At 44.2% G+C, this 22,528-nt stretch carries 19 protein-coding genes; 13 read left to right on the forward strand and 6 right to left on the reverse strand.

All coding sequences use genetic code 11. The features are described from left to right. Positions 1 to 124: 124 nt before the first annotated feature. Entirely contained in the window at positions 125 to 1,261 is a 1,137-nt protein-coding gene (gene queG / locus J3492_RS02360; RefSeq protein WP_207989497.1) for a tRNA epoxyqueuosine(34) reductase QueG, read from the reverse strand. Between the two features lie 443 nt (positions 1,262 to 1,704). Here queG and J3492_RS02365 point away from each other — a divergent pair, with 443 nt between their 5' ends. Continuing rightward, on the forward strand, positions 1,705 to 3,525 hold the full coding sequence (locus tag J3492_RS02365; protein WP_207989375.1) for an NAD(P)H-hydrate dehydratase: 1,821 nt from the start codon (positions 1,705 to 1,707) through the stop codon (positions 3,523 to 3,525). 43 nt (positions 3,526 to 3,568) lie between these two features. On the opposite strand, the gene J3492_RS02370 is transcribed toward J3492_RS02365, so the two are convergent. After that, complete coding sequence (locus tag J3492_RS02370) at positions 3,569 to 4,072, reverse strand: DUF4124 domain-containing protein (RefSeq protein WP_243453054.1); 504 nt, start codon at positions 4,070 to 4,072, stop codon at positions 3,569 to 3,571. A gap of 955 nt (positions 4,073 to 5,027) precedes the next feature. On the opposite strand from J3492_RS02370, the gene J3492_RS02375 reads away from it, so the two are divergent. The 8 genes from J3492_RS02375 (at position 5,028) to J3492_RS02410 (ending at position 12,573) form a co-directional block, all read left to right on the forward strand. Continuing rightward, on the forward strand, positions 5,028 to 6,740 hold the full coding sequence (locus tag J3492_RS02375; protein ID WP_207989501.1) for an acetolactate synthase 3 large subunit: 1,713 nt from the start codon (positions 5,028 to 5,030) through the stop codon (positions 6,738 to 6,740). After that, positions 6,740 to 7,234: an acetolactate synthase small subunit gene (ilvN, locus tag J3492_RS02380; RefSeq protein ID WP_207989381.1), complete on the forward strand. Its 495-nt coding sequence runs from the start codon at positions 6,740 to 6,742 to the stop codon at positions 7,232 to 7,234. Before J3492_RS02375 ends, ilvN begins: the two co-directional genes overlap by 1 nt. Before the next feature lie 198 nt (positions 7,235 to 7,432). Next, positions 7,433 to 8,449 carry a ketol-acid reductoisomerase gene (ilvC, locus tag J3492_RS02385; protein WP_207989384.1) on the forward strand — a complete coding sequence of 339 codons (1,017 nt, stop codon included), beginning with the start codon at positions 7,433 to 7,435 and terminating at the stop codon, positions 8,447 to 8,449. A gap of 223 nt (positions 8,450 to 8,672) precedes the next feature. Beyond that, positions 8,673 to 9,098 carry a hypothetical protein gene (locus J3492_RS02390; RefSeq protein ID WP_207989386.1) on the forward strand — a complete coding sequence of 142 codons (426 nt, stop codon included), beginning with the start codon at positions 8,673 to 8,675 and terminating at the stop codon, positions 9,096 to 9,098. A gap of 257 nt (positions 9,099 to 9,355) precedes the next feature. After that, complete coding sequence (locus J3492_RS02395; protein ID WP_207989388.1) at positions 9,356 to 9,568, forward strand: cold-shock protein; 213 nt, start codon at positions 9,356 to 9,358, stop codon at positions 9,566 to 9,568. A 235-nt stretch (positions 9,569 to 9,803) separates the two neighbouring features. Further along, positions 9,804 to 10,367 (forward strand): DUF421 domain-containing protein, encoded by a 564-nt coding sequence (locus tag J3492_RS02400; RefSeq protein ID WP_207989390.1) that lies wholly within the window; start codon positions 9,804 to 9,806, stop codon positions 10,365 to 10,367. Positions 10,368 to 10,781: 414 nt separating this feature from the next. Then, positions 10,782 to 11,531, forward strand: coding sequence for an electron transfer flavoprotein subunit beta/FixA family protein (locus J3492_RS02405; protein WP_207989392.1), 750 nt, complete (start codon positions 10,782 to 10,784; stop codon positions 11,529 to 11,531). A gap of 109 nt (positions 11,532 to 11,640) precedes the next feature. Then, complete coding sequence (locus J3492_RS02410) at positions 11,641 to 12,573, forward strand: electron transfer flavoprotein subunit alpha/FixB family protein (RefSeq protein WP_207989394.1); 933 nt, start codon at positions 11,641 to 11,643, stop codon at positions 12,571 to 12,573. Positions 12,574 to 12,649: 76 nt separating this feature from the next. On the opposite strand, the gene J3492_RS02415 is transcribed toward J3492_RS02410, so the two are convergent. Together J3492_RS02415 and J3492_RS02420 are read right to left on the reverse strand one after the other, a co-directional pair. Continuing rightward, positions 12,650 to 13,459: a TrmH family RNA methyltransferase gene (locus tag J3492_RS02415; RefSeq protein WP_207989396.1), complete on the reverse strand. Its 810-nt coding sequence runs from the start codon at positions 13,457 to 13,459 to the stop codon at positions 12,650 to 12,652. A 147-nt stretch (positions 13,460 to 13,606) separates the two neighbouring features. After that, positions 13,607 to 14,587 carry a class 1 fructose-bisphosphatase gene (locus J3492_RS02420; protein ID WP_207989399.1) on the reverse strand — a complete coding sequence of 327 codons (981 nt, stop codon included), beginning with the start codon at positions 14,585 to 14,587 and terminating at the stop codon, positions 13,607 to 13,609. Positions 14,588 to 15,076: 489 nt separating this feature from the next. Between J3492_RS02420 and J3492_RS02425 the strand changes: the two genes are divergently transcribed. From J3492_RS02425 to J3492_RS02435, 3 genes are all read left to right on the forward strand, one after another. Then, positions 15,077 to 16,144 (forward strand): aspartate carbamoyltransferase catalytic subunit, encoded by a 1,068-nt coding sequence (locus J3492_RS02425; RefSeq protein WP_207989401.1) that lies wholly within the window; start codon positions 15,077 to 15,079, stop codon positions 16,142 to 16,144. Positions 16,145 to 16,333: 189 nt separating this feature from the next. Then, positions 16,334 to 17,545 carry a dihydroorotase gene (locus tag J3492_RS02430; protein ID WP_207989407.1) on the forward strand — a complete coding sequence of 404 codons (1,212 nt, stop codon included), beginning with the start codon at positions 16,334 to 16,336 and terminating at the stop codon, positions 17,543 to 17,545. Further along, positions 17,538 to 18,056, forward strand: coding sequence for a DUF2127 domain-containing protein (locus J3492_RS02435; protein WP_243453055.1), 519 nt, complete (start codon positions 17,538 to 17,540; stop codon positions 18,054 to 18,056). Before J3492_RS02430 ends, J3492_RS02435 begins: the two co-directional genes overlap by 8 nt. Before the next feature lie 188 nt (positions 18,057 to 18,244). On the opposite strand, the gene J3492_RS02440 is transcribed toward J3492_RS02435, so the two are convergent. After that, positions 18,245 to 19,897 (reverse strand): DUF2254 domain-containing protein, encoded by a 1,653-nt coding sequence (locus J3492_RS02440; protein ID WP_207989411.1) that lies wholly within the window; start codon positions 19,895 to 19,897, stop codon positions 18,245 to 18,247. A 110-nt stretch (positions 19,898 to 20,007) separates the two neighbouring features. After that, positions 20,008 to 21,540 (reverse strand): YihY/virulence factor BrkB family protein, encoded by a 1,533-nt coding sequence (locus J3492_RS02445; protein WP_207989414.1) that lies wholly within the window; start codon positions 21,538 to 21,540, stop codon positions 20,008 to 20,010. Positions 21,541 to 21,820: 280 nt separating this feature from the next. Between J3492_RS02445 and wrbA the strand changes: the two genes are divergently transcribed. Beyond that, the gene (gene wrbA, locus J3492_RS02450) at positions 21,821 to 22,438 is read left to right on the forward strand and encodes an NAD(P)H:quinone oxidoreductase (protein ID WP_207989416.1); all 618 of its coding nucleotides are present in this window, start codon (positions 21,821 to 21,823) and stop codon (positions 22,436 to 22,438) included. The last annotated feature ends 90 nt before the right edge of the window (positions 22,439 to 22,528 follow it).

The raw sequence follows: 22,528 nt of genomic DNA on the forward strand, positions 1-22,528 counted from the left end.
ATAATATCGATGCACCTTGCAGCAGTGAAAACGCCTCTTAGATAGAGGCGTTTTTTTATTAGATCATGTTTCAGCCTCAGCCTCTAGAAACATAGCCTAATACAGACGAGTACATTATGGGCGGTTATGAATCTAAGGGATTCAGCTTTATGTGCTGCTCAGCTATCGCCCAATGAATATGTTCATCAAGCATGGCGTCATGTACGCCCAACTTTGACTTTAATTGCGTGATGACCTCTAGGCTAGCGTTAGCATTACCGAGCCCGATAGCTATATTGCGTAAAAAATTGAGATATCCTGTACGTCTAAGTGGACTGCCTTGGGTATAGGTCATAAACTCACTCTCTTGCCATTGCCAGAGTGCTAATAGGCTAATGTCATCAAGCTGATGTCTGGGCGAGAAGTCTGCTACAGGGGTGATGTTTGCATAGCGATTCCAAGGACAAATGAGCTGACAGTCGTCACAGCCAAACACTCGATTGCCTATAGCACGGCGATACTTGATGTCGATAGGCCCTTTATGCTCTATAGTGAGATAAGAGATACAGGCGGCGGCATTTAGCTCGTAAGGGGCGACAATGGCTTGAGTAGGGCAGATATCGATGCAGGCACGACAGCTGCCGCAATGAGAACTGATGGGCTCGTCATCCGGCAACTCTAAGCTAATAAACAGCTCACCCAACACAAAAAACGACCCTGCTTGCTTATTAAGTAATAACGTATGTTTCCCTGTCCAACCAAGCCCCACTGCATCTGCTATAGGCCGCTCAAAAATAGGAGCAGAATCACTAAATGGCCGAAAGACGAAGTCTGCCTCAGAGCATATATCTAAGTGCTGCCATTCAGGAATCATGTTTTCTATTTTTAGCGCCAATTGCTTTAGACGACTGCGCATGGTTTTGTGATAATCCCGTCCTCGAGCATAACGAGCGATGATGGCATGATTAGGCCGATCATTGTCTGTGACTGAGCGGGGTGTGGGTGCTTGAGTCAGGTAGTCCATACGAACACTGATGATGGTTTTGGCACCAGCCACCAGTTGCTCTGGATGTACCCGTAGATGGTGGTGATTATGCATAAACTGCAATTGCCCTTCATAGCCTTTGTCTAACCATCGCTTTAGCGGCTCGATTTGTTGCTGAAATAAAGGGTGATGTACGGACAAAAAACCACAATCAGCAAACCCAAGAGATTGCGCTTGCTCTTTAATCCACTGTTTGACGTCCTGAGCCGTAGTAAAGCGCGAAAAAAGAACATCCATCGTAGGGATGTTTTTTTTAGCGCCAGTGCCAGTAGTGCTCTGCGATTTGGGTGGCTGAGCATCTAGAGGGTTTTTGGAAGCTTTAGGGGTTGTATTCATAAATAAGGTTTACTGATTTTAAAGGAAAAACGTGGTTTTTCAGTATGATATTTTTAACGATTTATAGCCATCGTTTAGCTATGATAAGCTATTCAGTATTCAATAGCGCTAACAGACTCTAGGGCGTGTCCTCAATTCAATCGAAGGATACCTAAATGGGCTAAAAATGGCTAAATCTTGCCAAACAGCGTTAAATAGCTAGGTAATATCCCGATATTATCTGCGCTATTTTCCTTGTTTGACGGCAATTTATCTCATTTTTATCTTCATTTTTAAAATGAGGACACGCCCTAGTAAAGCAAATGCGATAATTTAATATATAAAGCGATCAATAAGGAATAATTATGCTAACACAAATGCCACGTTTTGTAGGCGCTAACCGTCCTTCTCTCCCTATCGCTTTGTTTGACAGTCAACAAGTCTATGCGATAGAGCAAGACTGGTTTGCACAGGGATATAGCAGCTTTGCACTGATGCAACAAGCCGCATGGCAAATGACACAATACATTATAACGCTCAATCCTTGTTATTCATCATCTATCAATCCCAAAAAGCCGCTAACAGCGTCTAAATATCAAGAGGTGTCACGACAGCCCAGAGCCTGTGTTTGGGTCGGTCATGGCAATAATGGTGGGGATGGTTGGCTCATCGCTTATTACTTGCAACAAGTAGGCTGGCATGTGCAAGTGATAACCGTTGGTATTAATAAGAGTAGTAATAACGTAAAGGATGATGATACATCTGGCGATGATGCTAGTGGCTTCACTTCAGATGCGCTTAGAGCGCAACGTATTGCACTGGCTGATCATTGTGTTTATCAGCGTTTTGAAGACTATTGCTGCTCTGCAAGTGAAGAGGCAGGCAAAGAGAGTGATGACTTTTATTGTGCTGACGATCAGCGCTTGCTACAAGCAGATGTTTATATAGATGCTATATTTGGAATAGGGTTAACACGGGCACCTACAGGAGTCTATAAAAAAGCAATCAAAGCAGTTAACCATCATGCCAAGCAGACGGGAGCATTGGTCGTGGCCGTGGACGTTCCTAGTGGTTTAGTGGCGTCTACGGGTCAAGTTTATCAGCGCTTAGCGATACAGGCCGATGTGACACTGTGCTTGATAGCCCGTAAGTTTGGTTTGCATACCAAAGATGGCATGGACTATGCAGGCGAGGTTATCGATGTTCCCTTAATCCCCTATAATAGTACTACTCATGAGACCAAGCCTATCGCTACTTTGCTCGTCGATGCTCAGCCGCTTTCACCACGCCGACAAAACAGTTATAAAGGCAGTTATGGTCATGTGCTGATTATTGGTGGCAATCGTGTCGATGGATCGCAAGGTATGGGCGGTGCAGCTATTTTATCCACTGCAAGTGCCATGGCGACAGGGGCGGGCAAGATTACCGTGGCGTGTCATCAAGCTTTTCATGGGGCGCTGCTGACTTCGATGCCCGATGCCATGACGCTGGATTTGCATGATGTAGAGGGCGTCAGCCAGCTGATAGAAGAAGTTAGTGTTATTGCTATCGGTATGGGTCTGGGTCGTGACACGAAGTCAGAAAAGATTTTTATCCGTTATTTGCAAGCGATTATGCAGCATGGTAAATCAATCGTGATAGATGCCGATGGCTTGTATCACTTGGCTGGCTTACGAAAAAACAGTCACGAACTGGTTGCACAGTTACGAGATTATAGCCAAAAGTATCTGGTATGCTTGACGCCGCATAGTGGTGAGGCTGCTATGCTGCTGGATAAAGAGGTCGATAGCATAGAAAGCAATCGCTTATTAGCTATTCAGCAGTGCGCAGATGCTTATGGTGGCAATTGGGTGCTTAAAGGTGCAGGATCTTTAGTACTCGCTCAGAGCAACGTGTATGTCAGTGCAGTCGGCAATGCTGGCATGGCATCAGCTGGTATGGGTGATGTTTTATCAGGTGTGATTGCAGGCTTACTTGCGCAAAGAGACTTAAGTGCTGAGCAGCGCAGCTTACAACAAGCAGTGCTTATTCATGGGCTAGCAGGGGATATGTTGGTGAATCAGCAAAGTAATGATGTAGATAATAATACGGGTAGTCAACGGCACCTACTGGTAGGTCAGCGTGGGCTACAGGCACAGGATATGCCGGCAGCCATTCGACACGTCATGCAATTGATGACCATCTAAGGCTCGTTGACTGACTGCAAACTAGAGCTGTCAGCATGACTAGCTAGGTGCAGTATTGGTTGATCGCCTGTTGTACACGTTCACGCTTCAGTTCAATCTCACGACTGTCTAAGTACTGGCGTTTACCATTGGCATCCATTTCATAAATGCGCCCACCTACATTGAGATTGGTTAGATTACTGCGTAATGACTGACAGCGCTGAGCGTTGGCTTGTGCCTCCTGCTCTTTAATACGAGCCTCTAATTGAGCCACTCGCTGTTCTTCTGCGCTCTGTGTTACTGTTTGATTAGGGTCTGTTTTGCCAGCCATTTGTCCAGGTGTTGTCTGACGGCCATCACTTCGAAACTCAATCACTTCAAAGTTGTTATGATTCAATGGGGCATGCTGACTGTACTTTACTTCACCATGGTCGCCAACAGACTTATAGACTTGAATGGCATGACTGGCATGCATTGGCAAGGCAAGAGTACATAAAAAGCTAAAACCAACAAGCAGTTTTTTGGCATTCTTTAATGTCACACTATTGAACATGGATATGGAAGTCATGCTAATAACCTTTTTGACTCATAATTGACGTATGTTGATATCAAGGACGTACCTATGATTATTGACGTTACAATGATAATACACTATTGATTGATTCTAGCAAAAAATACTTATAATTGCATAGTATTTGATAACAAATAGTTAGTAATAGGTTTCACAAGTTTTTCTTGACAATGCCATCGAAACCATCGAAGATATTGATAGTTGATTGGTCAGTGAGCGGCTATTATGCTATTGCCGTAGCACTTGAGAATAATCACTACTGGTCTCTTATCAGTGGCTATGTAGTTATATTTTCTTTGTGACAATGATATTGCAAGGATAGCAGTCATGATGACAGCTGTTGGAAGCAGTGTATATTGTCTCTGGACTTATCGGTCTACAATGACTAAGGTAAACTTATTATTTTTGATGTATAAGCAATATCGCATGGTAGAAGGTAGTGTTAAACAGCCTTTTTACTAAACTGCTATTTTAACCAATAGTAAAGACGCAGATGAGCTTAAGCGATACTGCTAAGACGTGTTTTATTGGTCTTACGCTATCGTCATATTTCCATCGTTATGTGTTTCGACACCTAATAGAGATAATAGATTCCTTTATAGATGCGTTCGCATCTTGTCACCGTATGCTGATAATACCCTGCCAAAACTGACCATCTAAATTACTATGCTTGAGTAACTTGCTGCCCGATAGCCGTACTTTAGCATGGTGGGCACATATTCTTGATATGGACAACAACCGGTAAGCAGATTTTATAAATGTATAGCGACGTGCTGTCGTGAGCATTTAAATGTAGTAAATCTGATGCCTGTTCGCGCCGCAAAAAAAGGTGATGACAGTGACGCAAACCACGCAAAGTCCGAACATGACCGGACATACCCAAACGGGTCATGCCGCCAAAAATTTTGACGAAAAACAACAGCAGCTTGCCCAGAGCAATGCACAGCCCGTAATGTTATCCGGTGCTGAAATGCTGGTACAATCGTTGATCGATGAAGGCGTCGAATATATTTTTGGTTATCCAGGCGGGGCCGTCTTACATATTTATGATGCGCTATTCAAACAAGATACTATCGATCATATTTTGGTTCGTCATGAGCAAGCCGCCGGTCATATGGCTGACGCTTATTCGCGAGTAACTGGTAATACAGGTGTGGTGTTAGCAACCTCAGGGCCAGGTGCTACCAATACCGTTACTGCCATTGCTACTGCCTTTATGGATTCAGTGCCAATGGTGGTCATAGCTGGACAGGTGCCTAGCAGCTTGATTGGTGAGGATGCATTCCAAGAGACAGATATGGTTGGTGTTTCACGGCCTATCGTCAAGCACAGCTTTCAAGTACGTCATGCCAGTGAAATCCCAACAATCGTAAAAAAGGCATTTTTAATTGCTCAGTCAGGACGTCCAGGTCCTGTCGTTATTGACGTGCCAAAGGACATGACAGCACCTAACGAAAAGTACGCTTATGAATATCCAAAAGAGGTATTCATGCGCTCTTATCAGCCATCAGTTAAAGGGCATGGTGGTCAGATCAAAAAAGCCATCGAGACGCTGTTGGCTGCCAAGCGCCCCATTATATATTCAGGGGGTGGTGTGGTTTTGGGTGATGCCCATGAAGAGCTCACTGCTTTGGCGCACAAGCTGAACTTACCTGTGACCAACACGCTAATGGGGTTGGGTGCTTTTTCAGGATTTGATCGGCAGTTTTTGGGCATGTTGGGTATGCACGGTACATATGAAGCAAATATGACCATGCATCATTCGGATGTTATATTGGCCGTTGGCGCACGTTTTGATGATCGTGTGACCAATAATGTCAAAAAATTCTGCCCGAATGCTACCATTATCCATATCGATATTGACCCAACCTCAATTTCTAAAACAGTGACGGCACATATTCCGATTGTTGGTGATGTCAAATCTGTATTGACTGATATGTTGAACATGATAGGCGATGATAGAGAGCTGGATCAACATGCTTTACTAGACTGGTGGGCGCAAATCAATGAGTGGCGCACACGTCATGGCTTGCGCTATGACACCAGCACTGATGATGGTATCAAACCGCAAAATGTCGTACAGACCCTATGTAAGCTTACTGATGGTAATGCCATCATTACCAGTGATGTCGGGCAGCACCAAATGTTTGCTGCACTTTACTACACGTATAGAGAGCCACGTCAGTGGTTGAACTCAGGTGGCTTAGGAACTATGGGTGTTGGCCTGCCTTATGCGATGGCAGCCAAGCTGGTCAGCCCAGAGCGAGATGTGGTCTGTATCACAGGTGAAGGCTCGATCCAAATGAATATTCAAGAGCTATCAACCTGCCTACAATACAACTTGCCAGTCAAGATATTAAACCTAAACAATGCGCAATTAGGCATGGTCAAACAATGGCAGGATATGCTGTATGAAGGTCGTCATGCCCAGTCTTATATGGATTCATTGCCAGACTTTATTAAATTAGCAGAAAGCTACGGTCATGTTGGTATCAAGATTACTGATCCAGACAAAATGGAAGAACAGTTGGCTGAAGCGATGGCTATGAAAGATAAATTGGTATTTATCGATGTCTATGTCGATCGTAATGAGCATGTCTATCCAATGCAAATCGCTGGACAAACAATGCGTGATATGTGGTTATCAAAAGGGGAGCGTACCTAATGCAACAACATCTGATTTCGGTATTGATGGAAAACGAAGCGGGGTCGTTGTCACGGTTAGTCGGTTTATTTTCTCAGCGTGGATATAACATTGAGACTCTAAACGTTGCACCAACAGACGATCCAACCATTTCACGTCTAACGCTAACAACCATTACTTCACCTGAAAGTATTGAGCAAATTACCAAGCAGCTACATAAACTGATCGAAGTGGTGAAAGTGCTTAATTTGTCTGATACTGTCCATGTCGAACGTGAGCTGATGCTCATAAAAGTTCGGGCGACTGGGGGTGTTCGAGAGGAAGTCAAACGTAGCGCTGATATATTCCGTGCCCAAATTGTCGATGTGACATCCAACTTATATACCATTCAAATCATTGGTGATACCGCTAAACTTGACGGTTTTATCGACGTGATTGGCCGTGAGCGTATTCTAGAAGTGGTGCGCTCAGGCGTCATCGGTATTGCACGCGGTGAAAAGACTCTAAGTGTGTAGTATTGAACATGACATTTTAAGTGTGCCATTCAGTAAAATCTAGGCAACACCAGTAGTAACACAATGAGAATTCTCATTAATTTTAACCATTTTTTAATCTAAACGATGCTTATTATGACAAACCACTTTATATAGTGGTCGTGATATAAGCGATTACCAGCCATGGCTTATCCATGTTGAAGGAAAAGGACTCTACCTATGAATGTTTATTATGATAAAGATTGTGACCTCTCAATTATTCAAGGGAAAAAAGTGGCCATCATCGGCTACGGTTCACAAGGGCATGCCCACGCACTAAACCTACAAGACTCTGGTGTAGATGTCACTGTCGGCCTACGTGCAGGATCAAGCTCATGGAAAAAAGCCGAAAATGCAGACCTAAAGGTTGCTGAAGTTGCTGATGCCGTTGCCGCTGCTGATGTGGTGATGATCTTGACCCCTGATGAGTTCCAAAAAGAGTTATATAGTGATGTGATCGAACCGAATATTAAAGAAGGCGCAACACTGGCTTTCGCTCATGGTTTTGCGATCCATTACAACCAAGTCGAACCACGTAGTGATCTCGATGTCATTATGGTAGCGCCAAAAGCACCAGGACATACTGTACGCTCTGAGTTTGTCAAAGGCGGTGGCATACCTGACCTCATCGCAATCTATCAAGATGCTTCAGGCCAAGCCAAACAAGTGGCCTTGTCTTATGCTGCTGGTGTTGGCGGTGGTCGCTCAGGCATCATCGAGACGACGTTTAAGGATGAAACCGAGACTGACCTATTCGGCGAACAAGCAGTACTGTGTGGCGGTGCTGTCGAGCTGGTAAAAATGGGCTTTGAAACGCTAACAGAAGCAGGCTATGCACCAGAAATGGCTTACTTTGAGTGTTTACATGAGCTAAAGCTGATCGTTGACTTGATGTACGAAGGCGGTATCGCCGATATGAACTACTCAATCAGTAACAACGCTGAATATGGCGAGTATGTAACTGGTACAGAGGTCATCAACGAGCAATCACGTGAAGCCATGCGCAATGCTCTAAAACGTATCCAGTCTGGTGAGTATGCCAAAATGTTTATCAGTGAAGGGGCAACCAACTATCCATCTATGACAGCACGTCGTCGTAACAACGCTGAGCATGAGATTGAAAAAACAGGGGCCAAGCTGCGTGCTATGATGCCTTGGATCGGTAGTAACAAAATCATTGATAAAGAAAAGAACTAGTTCTAATTATCAGTAGTTAGATGAAGTTCAACAGCCCGTGTTATCACTGATAGCATGGGCTTTTTACTGCGACCTGTATGGAGTCATCAAGTAAATCTCAGATTGTATTTAATGTCTTTTATAAAGAATAATATGCCATAGTGATTATGAAGTGCTTGAAAAGTAGTAGTGGCTACCCAATATAGACGCTCTAGTTAAACTCTAAAATTAAAGGTTGTGTGTCGTGCAAATATCTAATCTTGACTGGCTAACGCCGCAATTCATATATGTGACTCTCAGCGCTGTGGTAGCCGTTTTGATTTGGATAGAAGGCGAGATGCTCAAAAAAACAGCCGGTAAACTCCCTAAGTCACCACTGTTTAAACTGAGTTCATTACTGGATACGGCATGGTTTTTTGTCTCCACTGTCGCCCTATATATGATTGACCTCACACCATTGGCGATTGCTGTACCAGCAGCTTATAGTATCTATACCGTCTTTGGTTGGGTCTATGGTACGCGCTTACTCAAACGTAAAGGTATTCCAGACTCACCGCAAGATTTGGTTATACCTACCAAATATATTGCTTATAGCCAATCCTTCTCATTGATATTTTTTGCGCTATGTATCTTGGTGCTGTCCTCACCCTGGTTGCCCATCGCTACCTAAAATACTACGAGTATTCAAATAGATAGCGGCTGCTTTTATTGGGCCAAGTATTTACAAAACTCTATAATTTAGTCTGGTATTGGCTCTAAAAGGTGCTATACTACCTCTGTACTCATGGATTTAGGTACAAGCATTAAGTAGTCTATACAGGTTTGTTTTCTGCTTCGTTCGAGCAATCGCTTAAAAATCAAATGAGTATTTGTCAATTAATCGGTGAAGAGCTACTTCTCACCAATCGTAAAGAGTTAGGAAAAATTATGTCAGAGAAAGTTGAAGGCACAGTAAAGTGGTTTAATGAAGCTAAAGGCTTTGGTTTTATCGCTCAAGACAATGGCGGACAAGATGTATTCGCTCATTACAGCGCTATCCAAGGCAGTGGTTTTAAAACTTTAGCTGAAGGCCAAAAAGTGTCTTTTATCTTAGGTGAAGGTCAAAAAGGCCCACAAGCTGAGCAAATCGAAGCGCTATAATCTTGACGCCGTAACAACTAGACTGATTGATCAGTCGGTTTTATGACCAAGAGATGCTGTAAGCACAGAGTTATCTGTTGCTGAACGATAAGCATACTGTTTAGACTTTATATTAAAAGCAACCTTATCTCAGGTTGCTTTTTTTGTGGTAAAAATATTTCTAAGTCTATGAAAATATAAGCGTAAGTCCCACACTTGACTATCAGCCTTGAATAATAAAACAGTGGGGAGCGATATGGATTGGGGAACATGGTTCACAATTAACTGGCAGCAGATCGTTGGTATATTGCTGTCAGCGATCGGTTTTTATGTTGGCTTGATGGTCTTTACCCGTTTTATGGGCTTACGCAGCTTCTCTAAACTATCGAGCCATGATTTTGCGATGACTGTAGGGATAGGTAGTATATTAGCATCAACGGTACTGTCCGACTCTCCTTCACTATTGCAAGGCTTATTTGCAGTAGGAGTGCTGTTTCTTATCCAAGCTGTCGTTTCCATGGTAAGGCGTAAGGCTAAGCCGCTAAAAGCCTTGGTCGATAATCAACCTATTATTTTGATGGCTCATGGTGAGTATCTATTGGATAACCTTAAAGAAGCCAACTTGAGCACCAGTGATGTACAGCAAGTATTACGAAAAAACGGCATTAAATCCAAATCTGAAGTGTTTGTAGTGATTATGGAAACGACTGGGGATATGAGTGTGATAAAAAATAATGATGCCACCCCCGACGAGTCCTTATTTCAGGATGTGCGTGACAGTGAATGGTTGGTAGGAGCAAAGCGTAAATATCTAAAGTGAAGCCGTATTAATATCGCTGATTTCGCGACCAGATAAGAAGGGCTATTAGCTAGAGGCTGGATGGCTCTATGGGCAACGACAACTGGAAGTGAGTTGAGCGTTTAATAAGGGCATAACGGCGTTTTGTAGAAATGGTGACAAATTTATGACGCATTATTCACGGCGCTGTCTTGACCTTATTGGGTTGGTCACGCAAGATATATCTGTCTATTAAATAACCGTCAGTTTCAATGTGATAAAGTCTTTTAACAGCCAGTACTATGTATCTGTGCTCAGCTCTGATATATTATTACGCTAAGGAGTCTTTGCTCACTGTGCTACTATCTTTTAAGCAAGATTGAGATGTTGAACGACAATGGGCCCATGATTTTGATTTATCATTTTTAATTCATAACATTAATAAACGAGGAACGTATGAAAGCATTAGTCGCGGTCAAGCGTGTTATTGATTATAACGTAAAAGTTCGTGTAAAAGCTGACAACTCTGGTGTGGATTTATCTAACACTAAGATGTCTATTAACCCGTTTGATGAAATTGCTGTTGAAGAAGCGGTTCGCTTAAAAGAAGCAGGTGTGATTGACGAGATCATCGTGGCTTCAATCGGACCAAAAGAGTCGCAAGAGCAGATTCGTGCCGCTTTAGCGCTAGGTGCTGACCGTGGGATTTTGGTACAAACAGATGCCAAAACTTATCCGCTACAAGTGGCAAAGATCCTAAAAAACATCGCTGAATCTGAGAGCACAGACATCGTTATTTTGGGCAAGCAAGCCATTGATAATGACAATAACCAGACGGGGCAAATGCTTGCCGCTTTGATGGGTATCGGTCAAGGCACCTTCGCTTCTGAAGTTAAAGTTGAAGGCGATAAAGTCAACGTTACTCGTGAAGTAGATGGCGGCCTACAAACTGTAGCATTGTCACTGCCTGCTGTGATCACCACTGATTTACGTTTGAATGAACCACGCTATGCAAAGCTACCAAACATCATGAAAGCGAAGAAAAAGCCACTTGATGAAAAAACGCCAGAAGATTTCGGTGTTGATATGACCTCTAAGCAAGAGATCATCAAAGTGGTACCACCTGCTGAGCGTCAAGCTGGTATCAAAGTGAGTTCGGTTGATGAATTGGTTGATAAGCTAAAAAACGAAGCAAAAGTTATTTAGCCTTCTACTAAAGACTAAAGCATCTATAAAGTGATTAAACTTTTGATGTGACGTTTTAAAGCGCTGTGAATTCATGATGAAACGAATAAACAAATAAAGGATATAAAAAATGGCAATTTTGGTATATGCAGAACATGACAATGCCAGTCTAAAAAAGGCAACTTTAAATACTATCGCTGCTGCAAAGCAAATCGGTGATGATATTCACGTGTTGGTTGCTGGTAGTGGCTGCCAAGCTGCGGCTGACGAAGCGGCAAAAGCTGAAGGCGTGAGCAAAGTGCTGCTAGCAGACAACGCAGCATATGAGCATCAGATGGCAGAAAACATCTCGCTATTGGTTGCTGATATTGCAGCAGACTATAGCCATATCGTCGCTGCTGCTACTACCACGGGCAAAAACTTTATGCCACGTACAGCCGCCCTACTTGATGTTAGTATGATCTCAGAGATCTCTGCAGTGGTAGACGCTCAGACCTTTGAACGTCCTATCTATGCTGGTAATGCTACAGCCACGGTAAAAACCACAGAAGATAAGGTGGTATTAACCGTCCGTGCGACAGCGTTTGATCCGGTCGCTGCTGAAGGCGGCTCGGCAACTGTTGAGGCGGTTGATAATGTACAAGATGCTGGCAAATCAAGCTTCGTCAATGAAGAGATGGCCAAATCTGATCGTCCAGAGCTGACCTCAGCTGAAGTCGTTGTCTCTGGTGGCCGTGCGCTGGCTAATGGTGAAAACTTTACCAAATACATCGAGCCATTAGCAGACAAATTGGGCGCTGCCATTGGTGCATCACGTGCAGCTGTTGACGCAGGCTATGTCCCTAACGATATGCAAGTCGGTCAGACAGGTAAAATTGTCGCACCACAGCTCTATATCGCTGCTGGTATCTCTGGTGCCATCCAGCATTTGGCAGGTATGAAAGACTCTAAAGTAATCGTTGCTATCAATAATGATCCAGAAGCACCGATCGCTAGCGTGGCTGATTACTTCTTAGAAGCTGACTTATTTGAAGCAGTGCCTGAGCTAACCAGCAAGCTGTAAGTTATCACTTATTACCGTCATAGTTTATACAAATCCCGCCATCATATGGTTATAAAGATGGCGGGATTTTTTTGTCTTAATTATAATGCCGCTGACGTAAGGTCTCGTACATACAAAGTGATCCTGCAATGGCGACATTCAGGCTTTCTTGTCCATTTGGCTGAGGTAATGCAATAGGAGTGGCGCATTGCATCAAATCATCAGCAACGCCTTGTCCTTCATGACCCATAATCCAAGCTACTGGCCCTCGCAGATTGTGCTCATAGATAAGAGTATCCGTATGTGAGCTGGTTGCCAGTAGTGGTACTTTTACCTTATCTAAAACCTCCTCTATGTTTAAGTTCTCATAAATATGTAAACCAAACTGTGCTCCCATGCCTGCCCGCAATGTCTTAGGAGACCAAGCTTGGGCAGTTGCGGTGGTGCACAGTACGTCAGGAATACCAACGGCGGCGGCTGTACGTAGCAACGTGCCGACATTGCCGCTATCTTGTACATCATTGAGAATCAAGCAGTCACTATGTATCACAGGCAGGATGTTTGTTGGTATGTCTATCGTCGCCATGATGTCAATACCTGTGCCAAGACTACGGATACTTTGATAGAGTGCATCTGCTAGAACAAGTATGGGAACATGAGTGGGCAAACGCTGTAGGATGTGCTGGGCTTCTATGTGGTTCATCGCTGACTTTGCAATCAAAACCTGGTTAAAAGAAGAAGCTTCTAATTGACAGTTGCTACGCAGTGCGGCATCGAGAAGATGCACACCTTCGAGCACTGTCTGACCATGTTTTTTACGTTGGCGCGTTTGAGTCAACAGTGCTTTCACCAGTTTTACAGTGCTGTTTTTGTCTGAAGTAATAAACTCAGTAGGGTTTGATGCCATAATAATCACTTAAGGATAGAGCGTTTAAAGAGGGAGAGGGTGCAAGAGAAGAGAAAAGCCATCTCAAAACTTGTAGGTTTATTAGGATAGAGATGGCTGTTGTCGATTATCTGTTTAAAGTATGTTCTCAGGTCATCAATAAAGCATTTATTTGCAATGATTTACATGTAAGTCTTTGATGTAATCCACCTCATTTTTGCTGCCCAGCACCACAGGAACCCGCTGATGAATGTCAGTGGGGATGATATCTAAGATGCGATTGGTGGCATCAGTAGCCGCGCCCCCCGCACGTTCAATGAGTAGGCTCATAGGGTTGGCTTCATACATTAAACGCAGCTTACCTGCTTTGTTTGCATACTTGGTGTCAAACGGATAGGTAAATAGCCCACCTCGGCATAAGATACGGTGTACATCACCGACCATTGCTGCCACCCAGCGAGTATTGAAATCACGGCCACGAACACCATCACTCCCTGCGATTAGCTCATCGATATACTGCTGCATCGGTGCAAGCCAATAGCGATAGTTTGAGCTGTTGATTGCATACTCACTGGTGTCAGCGTCAATTGTTACATTGTCATTGATCAACACATAGTCATTGGTATCTGGATCTAAACTAAACATCACGACGTCATCAGCTACTGTAAGTGCTAAGACAGTAGAGGTACCATAGAGTAAATAGCCTGCCGCCAGCTGATGCTGACCTGCTTGTAAAAAGTCGCTGTTTTCACTGGTTTGGCCTTGGCGCTGATACGGTAAAATAGAAAAAATAGTACCTACTGCCATATTGATATCAATGTTTGATGAGCCGTCAAGAGGATCAAACAATACCAACAATCTACCATCAGCATTGGCAGGGGTGGCGTCATCTAGCTCTTCTGAGGCCACGCCAGCACAGTGGGTGTTTTTTGCCAAAGCCTCTAACAATAAGTCATTGGCCAGTACGTCAAGCTTTTTTTGTTCTTCGCCTTGTACGTTTTGATTGCCAGCCTCTCCTAAGATGTCAGCCAATGCGCCTTTTTTTAGCAGCTGAGAGATGGTTTTACCCACCTCTGTGATCGTAGTGATAACATCGCTGACGGCAGCGTCGACGGCGTGCGTTTTTAAGTAATGTGCTAAGGTGGTCATAATGTTTCCTAAAAGGTAAGAGGTGAGAGTCTGTTAAATATTTAAATGACGGTCAACTGTGGTCAGCTGAAGATAAAAAAAGGTATGGGTCTCTGCACATGCTACAGGTATAAGGTTTATTTGCGTGCTGCGTCCCTTTGATGCTGCGCAACTGTGCTTTAAAAGAAAGCAACACGCCAGCACTTCTAAGGTGCACCAACGATGTCATTGTGGCGTGCAAAATAAGTAATAAATGGTCAAATAGCGTAGGCAGTATGTTTGTACTGACTGCAAAATCAGCTACACTATAGTCACCATTGGATAAGGATTGATGTTTAACACGCCTTCGTACAGTTTTGATTGTTTTATACCTGTGAGGCAACTTATTTTACTGACGTAAAGTGTAGCAAATAAGTATGAAAAAGTCCTTGTATCTGTATTTATGGTTGCTGTGATGTCACGATAAAAATATCATAATCTCAATATAAACCACTGATAAAGACTCGTATTATGCCAAACTCTGTCAATAGTAGCACCATCTCACCGTCTAAATACGCCAAGTTTGATCATGAGGTCATCCACAAGAAGCTCAATACCTCACTGAGTCGTCCGCAACTAAATACGGATGGCAGCCTTCGTCACTTCTTGGGTGTCGAAGGACTAAATAAAGCCCAGCTACAAAGAATTATAGCAAAAGCAGAGACTTTTTTTGATGACAACGGTCAGCTGATCAATAGGCCTGAGCTTGACGGCTGTACAGTTATGAATCTGTTCTTTGAGCCGTCAACTCGTACACGTACCACCTTTGAGGTAGCAGAAAAGCGTCTGGGTGCCAATGTGCTTAATATTGATATTGCCCGTTCAAGTACCAAAAAAGGTGAAAGTCTACGTGATACATTGTGGAACTTGCAAGCCATGACGGCTGATATTTTTGTGGTCAGGCATTCGGCATCAGGCGCTGCACACTTTATGGCTACGGAGGTCACGCCTGATATTGCCATCATCAATGGCGGTGATGGCTGGCATGCGCACCCCACTCAGGGTATGCTTGACATGCTCACGATTCATCGTGAAGCGCCGCGGCCATTTGAAGAGCTATCTGTCGCTATCATTGGTGATATCAAGCACTCACGGGTGGCACGCTCAGACATTAGCGCATTACAAACACTGGGGGTGAAAGACATACGAGTGATTGCACCGCGTACTTTGTTACCCAAAGGTATTGAGCGTTTTGGGGTGTCTGTCTATGAGGATATGAATGAGTGTGTGACTGATGTGGATGTCATTATGGGCTTACGTATTCAAAACGAACGCATTGGCTCACCATTACTTGCGTCTTCTAGTGAATACTACAAACACTATGGCATAACGCCTGAGCGAGTTGCGTTGGCCAAACCTGATGCGTTAGTGATGCACCCCGGCCCAATGAACCGAGGAATTGAGATCGCATCAAGTGTGGCAGACGGTGAGCAGTCTTTGATTTTGCAACAAGTCAGTAATGGTGTCGCCATTCGAATGGCAGTATTGTCACTGGCTATGGAAGGGCAGCGTGCTCATCAAGCCGCTCGTAACCAATAGTTTCGCACCCTACAGCTGACTCATTTTAAAATAATATGGCATTACTGGGATGAATTTTTCGTAGCCTCTGTGACAACAGCACGCCAGTAAAACTTATACCAGTAGTGCGCTTAAAGTGATAACGGCTTTATTTTGAACTGACCATAGTTGATGTCCTCTTATAACTTTATTGATACGGTAATATAGCTCATGACCACCCCTCTCTCTACCGATACAAACATCACTGACCTACGTCCTGATGCATTCAAAAACTCACTATCAACACCAGCGCTCGATAAGCTAAAAAGCCTCACTACTGATCGCAAGACATGGTTATTACCACCGCTGGTCGATCTGTGTGCTCGCTTGCGTGAGCCTGGGCAGCAACAGCATGGTACCTTGGCGTCAGAAGGTCAGGCGGCTCGAGCCAACGGTTTTTTGCATGTGGTCATCCCACCAGATACCACCCCTATATTAGAAAATGGCTCACTGCTAAAAGGCTTGCGTGAACGTGCACTTGATGATGGTGGCATCTACCTTCATGTTTTAGGCGCATTAACAGCAGGTTTAGAAGGACAGCAGCCTTCTAATATTGCAGGTCTAAAAAAAGGCGGCTGTATCGCCGTCTCAAACGCCCGTAGACCTTTTAAAAACGACTTGGTACTGCTGCGTACATTAGAATATGCCGCAACTTTTGATATGAAGGTGTTCTTTTATCCTGATGAGCCTACATTGTCTAATGAAGGCGTGGCGCATGAAGGTTATATTGCCTCTTATCATGGTCTTCCAGGTATTCCGTGGATCGCTGAGACAGTCGCATTATCAACGCAGCTGCTTATGGTAGAAGAAACAGGTATTGCGGCACATTTTAGCCAGCTTAGCTGTAAGTCTTCAGTAGAGTTGATGCGTTGGGCAAAAGACAAAGGATTGCCTGTAACCTGTGATGTCGCCATGCATCAGCTGCATTTGACGGACGATAATTTAGAAGGCTTTAATGCACAAGCTTATGTGCTGCCTCCGTTACGTAGTAATACTGATCAACAAGCGCTGCGCCGAGGCCTAAAAGACGGCACGATCGATGCTATTTGTAGCCATCATGAGCCTCTCAACAGTACCGCCAAAAAAGCGCCCTTTGCTGAGAGTACACCAGGTATCTCAAACTTTGATACTTTTATGGCGCTGGCCTGTCAGCTGGTACGTGATGAGGTGCTCACGGCTGAGCAGTTGGTAGATAAAATCTGTCTAAACCCTGCAAAAATCGCCGGTATTGAAAGTCAGTATGAAAACCTTGGTGGCGCAGTACTGGTCGATCCCAATCTCGAATGGCAAGCAACCACAAAGACTATGAGGTCAAATGGCAAAAACACGCCATTTTTCAATCAACTCCTGCACGGACGTGTGTTGGAGACATTCTTTGGCTAAGCTGCCGCCGCGAGAGCGTGACTCACAGCTGTCTGATGATAGCGATAAAGCCAATGCGTCCAGTGACTCAATTAAGGTAGTGGCTATTTATGAGATTATAAAAGGCACTGCGGCAATGTTGGGCGCTGGTGCATTGTGGCTGTGGCATAAGGATCTCGAGCAGTGGCTAGAGACTGCGACAGAGTCATGGCAGCAGATGTTTGGCAAGTTGCTGACCCCGCAGATTGAGAATGTGGTTGAGATTGCTCAACAAGCCAGCAAAAACTGGTCAATGTTTATGCTGCTGATATTTGCCTATATCAGCTTACGCTTTATTGAGGCTTATGGCTTGTGGCAAGACAAAACATGGGCTTACTGGTTTAGCGTCATTGGTTATGGGATATTTATCCCTGTTGAGCTTTATTACCTGATTAACACGCCATTTGACTGGTTTAAACTGCTCATTCTTATCTTAAATATTATTATTGTCATCGTGGTGTATCGTAATATGAGGCGCAAAGGTTTGCTCTAAGTTTGATTTTTTCAGTGGCAACTAACGCTATCAGTAGTACCGACTGGTGAATGTTCAATACGCCCTAAATAAAACAGACCCTAGGCGGGCATAAGTTTTTTTGCTTGTACCTTTCGCTAGAGGCTGTATAGCCTGTATTTAGTATCACTACTTTAGCAGCACCATAACCCTTTTAAGGCGTATTAAAATTAAGAATAGCCTTTTTGTAGTTCTTGCCGAATATGGCCGGCAAACTCACCCACGTACTCAAAATAATGCCATTGAGCGTCCTCACTTTCGATGAAGTCTCTCGCTTGCTGCGTCATAGCGACTAGGTCTGTGATCAGCTCGCTATAACTTAGGTTTTCTTCTCCTGTGCGTTCAATCAATGTCAGTTCATGCAGCAAGGTCTTTTTTTGTGCGTCATTGACTTGGGCATAGCTAAGATTGGTGAGCGCTTGACATAAAGCCTTGAGTACCATGAGATCTGAGATAGCGTAACGACGCACCTCACCAAGCGAGGTATCAATAAAGTCAGAAATGGTAGGTGTTTTGGTAATGACGGACAATATCGCTACGGGTTGCGGCTGAACAGTGGCGTTCGCCTCTTTATTATCAGGGTGGTTATCAAGATTGGTTTGTTCTGATGAAGGCGTATAAAAATGATAGGGGCTGGGCGGCTCTCTGCGCAGCATAACACTCAAACAAGTGGTCAGTGATTGGACACAGTTTACCGCTGTCTTTGGATCGTTAATGCCAGGCGAGAGAGCACGAATGGCGATTTCAGTAATTTGTCCCAAGCTATACGCAATGTCATTGGAGTGAGATGAGCGGCGCTCGATATGGATACAAGTGGCCAACCGCTGCCAAAACACCCCATCAGGGGCGCTTGGCGTGATTGCCAACTGCGAGGTTTCCGTCTTTTGTGATAGGCTTGGATGGTCTGCTGGGCGCTGATAAAAATAACCAATAATATTTTTATTGGTAACGAAGCTGCCAAGGTTGCTACGCAGCTTAATGATGCCGCCATAATCGAGCGCTAATGTCGTCAATGACTCTACATAAATTTGTTGGAGATACCCTGAGAGCGGTGCGTAGATAGGAGAGGTAACCCATGTTTGATACTGCTCAATATCTGACTGGGCAGCCTTTACATTATGCTGATGTTGAAGGTCGCAGTGATCCTGATACCAATAATTAATGTTTCTAATCGCTTCGTTGCTTGCGCCCTGAATCACGTGAGACGCCTGAATAGCGTGGACCATGTGCTGAATAAAATAAACCAAGAGTAACGCACAGGTGATCGCCATGATGATGGCAAAGGTGACTGCTAACTGTGGCACGCCAAACGCTACATCATGCTTATGAATCGATTTTAGTACCAGCAGACTATAGCTAAAAGTACCGATAAAAGCGCCAAGCACCAACTGATTGGAGGTGTCCGTCAAGAAGTTACGCAGCAGGCGCGGGCCAAATTGTGACGAAGCCATCGACAGCACAGCGATAGTAATAGAGAAGGTTGTCCCTGCCACACCCAATACCGCACCGGCAATCGAGGTCATGATGGCACGTGCCGCTTCGTCATCACCAGTAAAGGCAAAGCTTAAATCTCTGACCGTCTTGCGATCAAAATGCTGATCAATGGTGACCAATATCGGTGCCAAAAGAATACCCAACAATACAAAAGTAGTGGGAATAAACCAATAAGAACCAATTAACTGCTGCCATAGGTTTTTTAATCGATCAGGTAAGTCCGTGAGGGTCTGTAACGACCAAAGTTGAGGCAGCTGCTTGAGCCCATGCAAAAAAGCGTTCAGCATTCGTGTTGGCATGGGGGTTTTTGGCTTTTCACTCACTGCCATGTCTCCAAAGTGTGTTTAGAGCGTTAGGCGTCCTGCAGACTCAAGGATAAACGCCGCTCAGATATTTTATTGAATGTTTTAATCATCAAGCAGATCTTATTAAACGGACACTACTTATTGGGTTGGGGGTTATCCGCTTCAGTAATAATATTGTCTTTATCATCCCCAAACAGGCGTTTGGCATCGTGCTGAGCCTTGCTCTTAGGGACATCAGGTTTATTATAGCTAGTGTTTTTTGGGATTAGTATCTCTTGGTGGTTATTGTCGCATTCGAGCGTGCTGTTTTCATCATAGGCAGCTGGCTCAAAGTCTGGCGCCCGGTTTGCTGTGGAGTGATGTTGGGTTTGCTTGTTATCAGCAAATCGCTTGATGTCTTGCGATTTTTTCCTAGGTTGACTGCTTGCAAAAATAGCAGCCAAAGGTAAGTTAAGTTGCTGCTTGGCATAAGCTTCAGTACTTTCAAAGCGCTGCACCAATAAGCTTAGCCAAGGTTTGATGTCTTGGTTTTGAATTTCATCGAGCTCATCTTTGATGGGAAGGGGATAGGGTAAGGTGCGATAAAAGTCCCATAAGCTCATTCGGCTAAGGTCTTTTTTTAGCACATACTCATCATCTTCTGTCGTCGCAATCAGCTTACTGTCTTTTAGATAGTTGATATAGGTATACCATTTTGGGAGTTCCTTACGACCAAGCACACTGCGTAGCTCTTGCTCACTGACAGCGTTACCTTCTAAGTGACTGCGATAAATTAAATTGAGCATATCGAGCAAGCTTAATAGTGGGTGACGAGGGTACACCTCTTCGGTTTCAAAGATGGTTAAGGTATAACTGATCTCAACGCCCAACAAAATCAGATTCCACGACAAGTAAATCCACAATAAAAAAATCGGCAGAGCAGCAAAAGCCCCATAAATGGCTTCGTAACTGGTAAAGTTGGTCATGACGGTACCAAATACATGTTTGAGTAGCTCAAAAACAATAGCCACAAAAACACCTGCAATCGCTGCATTTTTGGCAGGCACTCGTGCTTTAGGTATAAACCAATACATCGCAATAAAGCCAGCAACCGTGACTCCAATTGACACTATCTGCACCCAAAACGACCAGTCAATACCATAGCCAGCAAATTGTCGGTTCAAAAAACTCAGGCTCTGCACTGTACTTGAAACAATAAACGCTGTGCCTAGCACCAGCGGCCCTAAGGTGACAATGGTCCAGTAGCGCAGCATGCTTTTAAGTCCACCTGAGCGATCTTCTACTCGCCAGATCTGGTTGAAAGCACGCTCAATGGTGGTTAGCGTCATAATGGTGGTGACAAACAATATCATGACACCGATAGCGGTCAGATTAGTGGACTTTTCTGCAAAGTTATTGATGTACTCACTAACCTGCAGGCTTGACTGCGGTAATAAATTGCTATAAATCACTTCATAAATCTGTGCTCTGACGGAAGCCAGCGCTGGCACAGAAGACAATATCATCAGTAGCACAGTCAGTATCGGGACGATAGACAACATGGTGGTATAAGTTAGGGAGGCCGCTTTTTGTTGGCAATTGTCCTCGAAGAAGTGCCGTATCAAAAAACGCAAAAAGCTAAACCAGTGTTTATGCGCAAACGGAAGTTTTTTTAATAAATTTTCCATGTTGTCCATCTAGCAGCAATAAGAGTAACGACAGTGTAACAAAAATCTACCGTTATCATCTGCCCTTTAATTGTGTCAAAATACATGACCATGCGCATGATGGATTCCTAAAACTGCAGCTTATAAACATAAGATGCAAAATAATACAAAGTAAGGTGGTTTGCATGTCGATAAGTGACTGGGGCATAATGTGCGTATGCATTAAAAAAGTATAAAGATAAACCACTACCATCCATTTTAAGATTACGAACATCAAGAGTTTTATAAGGAATCGCTGTCAATGAATCAAACGTCACCTTATGTCTTAGTGCTTTATTACTCCAGTCATGGTACGACCAAAACATTGGCCTATGCAATCGCTCAAGGTATTGAGGAGGCTGGTATGACAGCGCGTATTCGTACAGTGCCCACAGTTGCCCCTGAGACTACTGCGAGCAAGCCTGCGATTCCTGATGAAGGCGATCTGTACTGCACGACAGAGGATTTAAAAGACTGTCTAGGGCTTGCTTTAGGAAGTCCGACGCACTTTGGCAATATGGCTGCACCCATGAAGTATTTTTGGGACAATACGGTGACGTTATGGCTGGCGGGCAACCTACAAAACAAACCAGCGTCAGTGTTTACGGCTACAGGCTCAATGCATGGCGGACAAGAAACGACGCTGTTGACGATGATGTTGCCGCTGATTCATCATGGTATGATGATCTTGGGTATCCCTTATGGAGAACCGGCGCTCAACCGTACCAGTCGTGGTGGTACGCCTTATGGTGCCAGTCATGTCAGTGGCGCAGCACATGATGAGCCCGTGTCTGATGATGAGCGTGAGCTGGCCATCGCCCAAGGTCGACGTCTCGCTATTAGTGCTAAGGCGTTGGCACAAGCCCAATGGCGTCAATAACCCCAGCTTTTCTACTGATCATAGTGCTACAACTTAGGAACCCCCCCCTCTCTGATGTCTAATAGCCCCGATAACAGTGATAAAGCCATC

It is taken from the genome of Psychrobacter coccoides (assembly GCF_017498085.1).
GTDB classification, from domain to species: Bacteria; Pseudomonadota; Gammaproteobacteria; order Pseudomonadales; family Moraxellaceae; genus Psychrobacter; species Psychrobacter coccoides.

Excerpts from the sequence above, each read along its gene's own strand:
- J3492_RS02425 (WP_207989401.1), top strand. The coding sequence starts at position 15,077 with ATGCCAAACTCTGTCAATAGTAGCACCATCTCACCGTCTAAATACGCC.
- J3492_RS02445 (WP_207989414.1), bottom strand. The coding sequence starts at position 21,540 with ATGGAAAATTTATTAAAAAAACTTCCGTTTGCGCATAAACACTGGTTT.
- wrbA (WP_207989416.1), top strand. The coding sequence starts at position 21,821 with ATGAATCAAACGTCACCTTATGTCTTAGTGCTTTATTACTCCAGTCAT.
- J3492_RS02400 (WP_207989390.1), top strand. The coding sequence starts at position 9,804 with ATGGATTGGGGAACATGGTTCACAATTAACTGGCAGCAGATCGTTGGT.
- J3492_RS02410 (WP_207989394.1), top strand. The coding sequence starts at position 11,641 with ATGGCAATTTTGGTATATGCAGAACATGACAATGCCAGTCTAAAAAAG.
- queG (WP_207989497.1), bottom strand. The coding sequence starts at position 1,261 with ATGGATGTTCTTTTTTCGCGCTTTACTACGGCTCAGGACGTCAAACAG.
- J3492_RS02430 (WP_207989407.1), top strand. The coding sequence starts at position 16,334 with ATGACCACCCCTCTCTCTACCGATACAAACATCACTGACCTACGTCCT.
- J3492_RS02420 (WP_207989399.1), bottom strand. The coding sequence starts at position 14,587 with ATGACCACCTTAGCACATTACTTAAAAACGCACGCCGTCGACGCTGCC.
- J3492_RS02375 (WP_207989501.1), top strand. The coding sequence starts at position 5,028 with ATGTTATCCGGTGCTGAAATGCTGGTACAATCGTTGATCGATGAAGGC.
- J3492_RS02440 (WP_207989411.1), bottom strand. The coding sequence starts at position 19,897 with ATGGCAGTGAGTGAAAAGCCAAAAACCCCCATGCCAACACGAATGCTG.
- J3492_RS02395 (WP_207989388.1), top strand. The coding sequence starts at position 9,356 with ATGTCAGAGAAAGTTGAAGGCACAGTAAAGTGGTTTAATGAAGCTAAA.
- J3492_RS02365 (WP_207989375.1), top strand. The coding sequence starts at position 1,705 with ATGCTAACACAAATGCCACGTTTTGTAGGCGCTAACCGTCCTTCTCTC.
- ilvC (WP_207989384.1), top strand. The coding sequence starts at position 7,433 with ATGAATGTTTATTATGATAAAGATTGTGACCTCTCAATTATTCAAGGG.
- J3492_RS02405 (WP_207989392.1), top strand. The coding sequence starts at position 10,782 with ATGAAAGCATTAGTCGCGGTCAAGCGTGTTATTGATTATAACGTAAAA.
- ilvN (WP_207989381.1), top strand. The coding sequence starts at position 6,740 with ATGCAACAACATCTGATTTCGGTATTGATGGAAAACGAAGCGGGGTCG.
- J3492_RS02370 (WP_243453054.1), bottom strand. The coding sequence starts at position 4,072 with ATGACTTCCATATCCATGTTCAATAGTGTGACATTAAAGAATGCCAAA.
- J3492_RS02415 (WP_207989396.1), bottom strand. The coding sequence starts at position 13,459 with ATGGCATCAAACCCTACTGAGTTTATTACTTCAGACAAAAACAGCACT.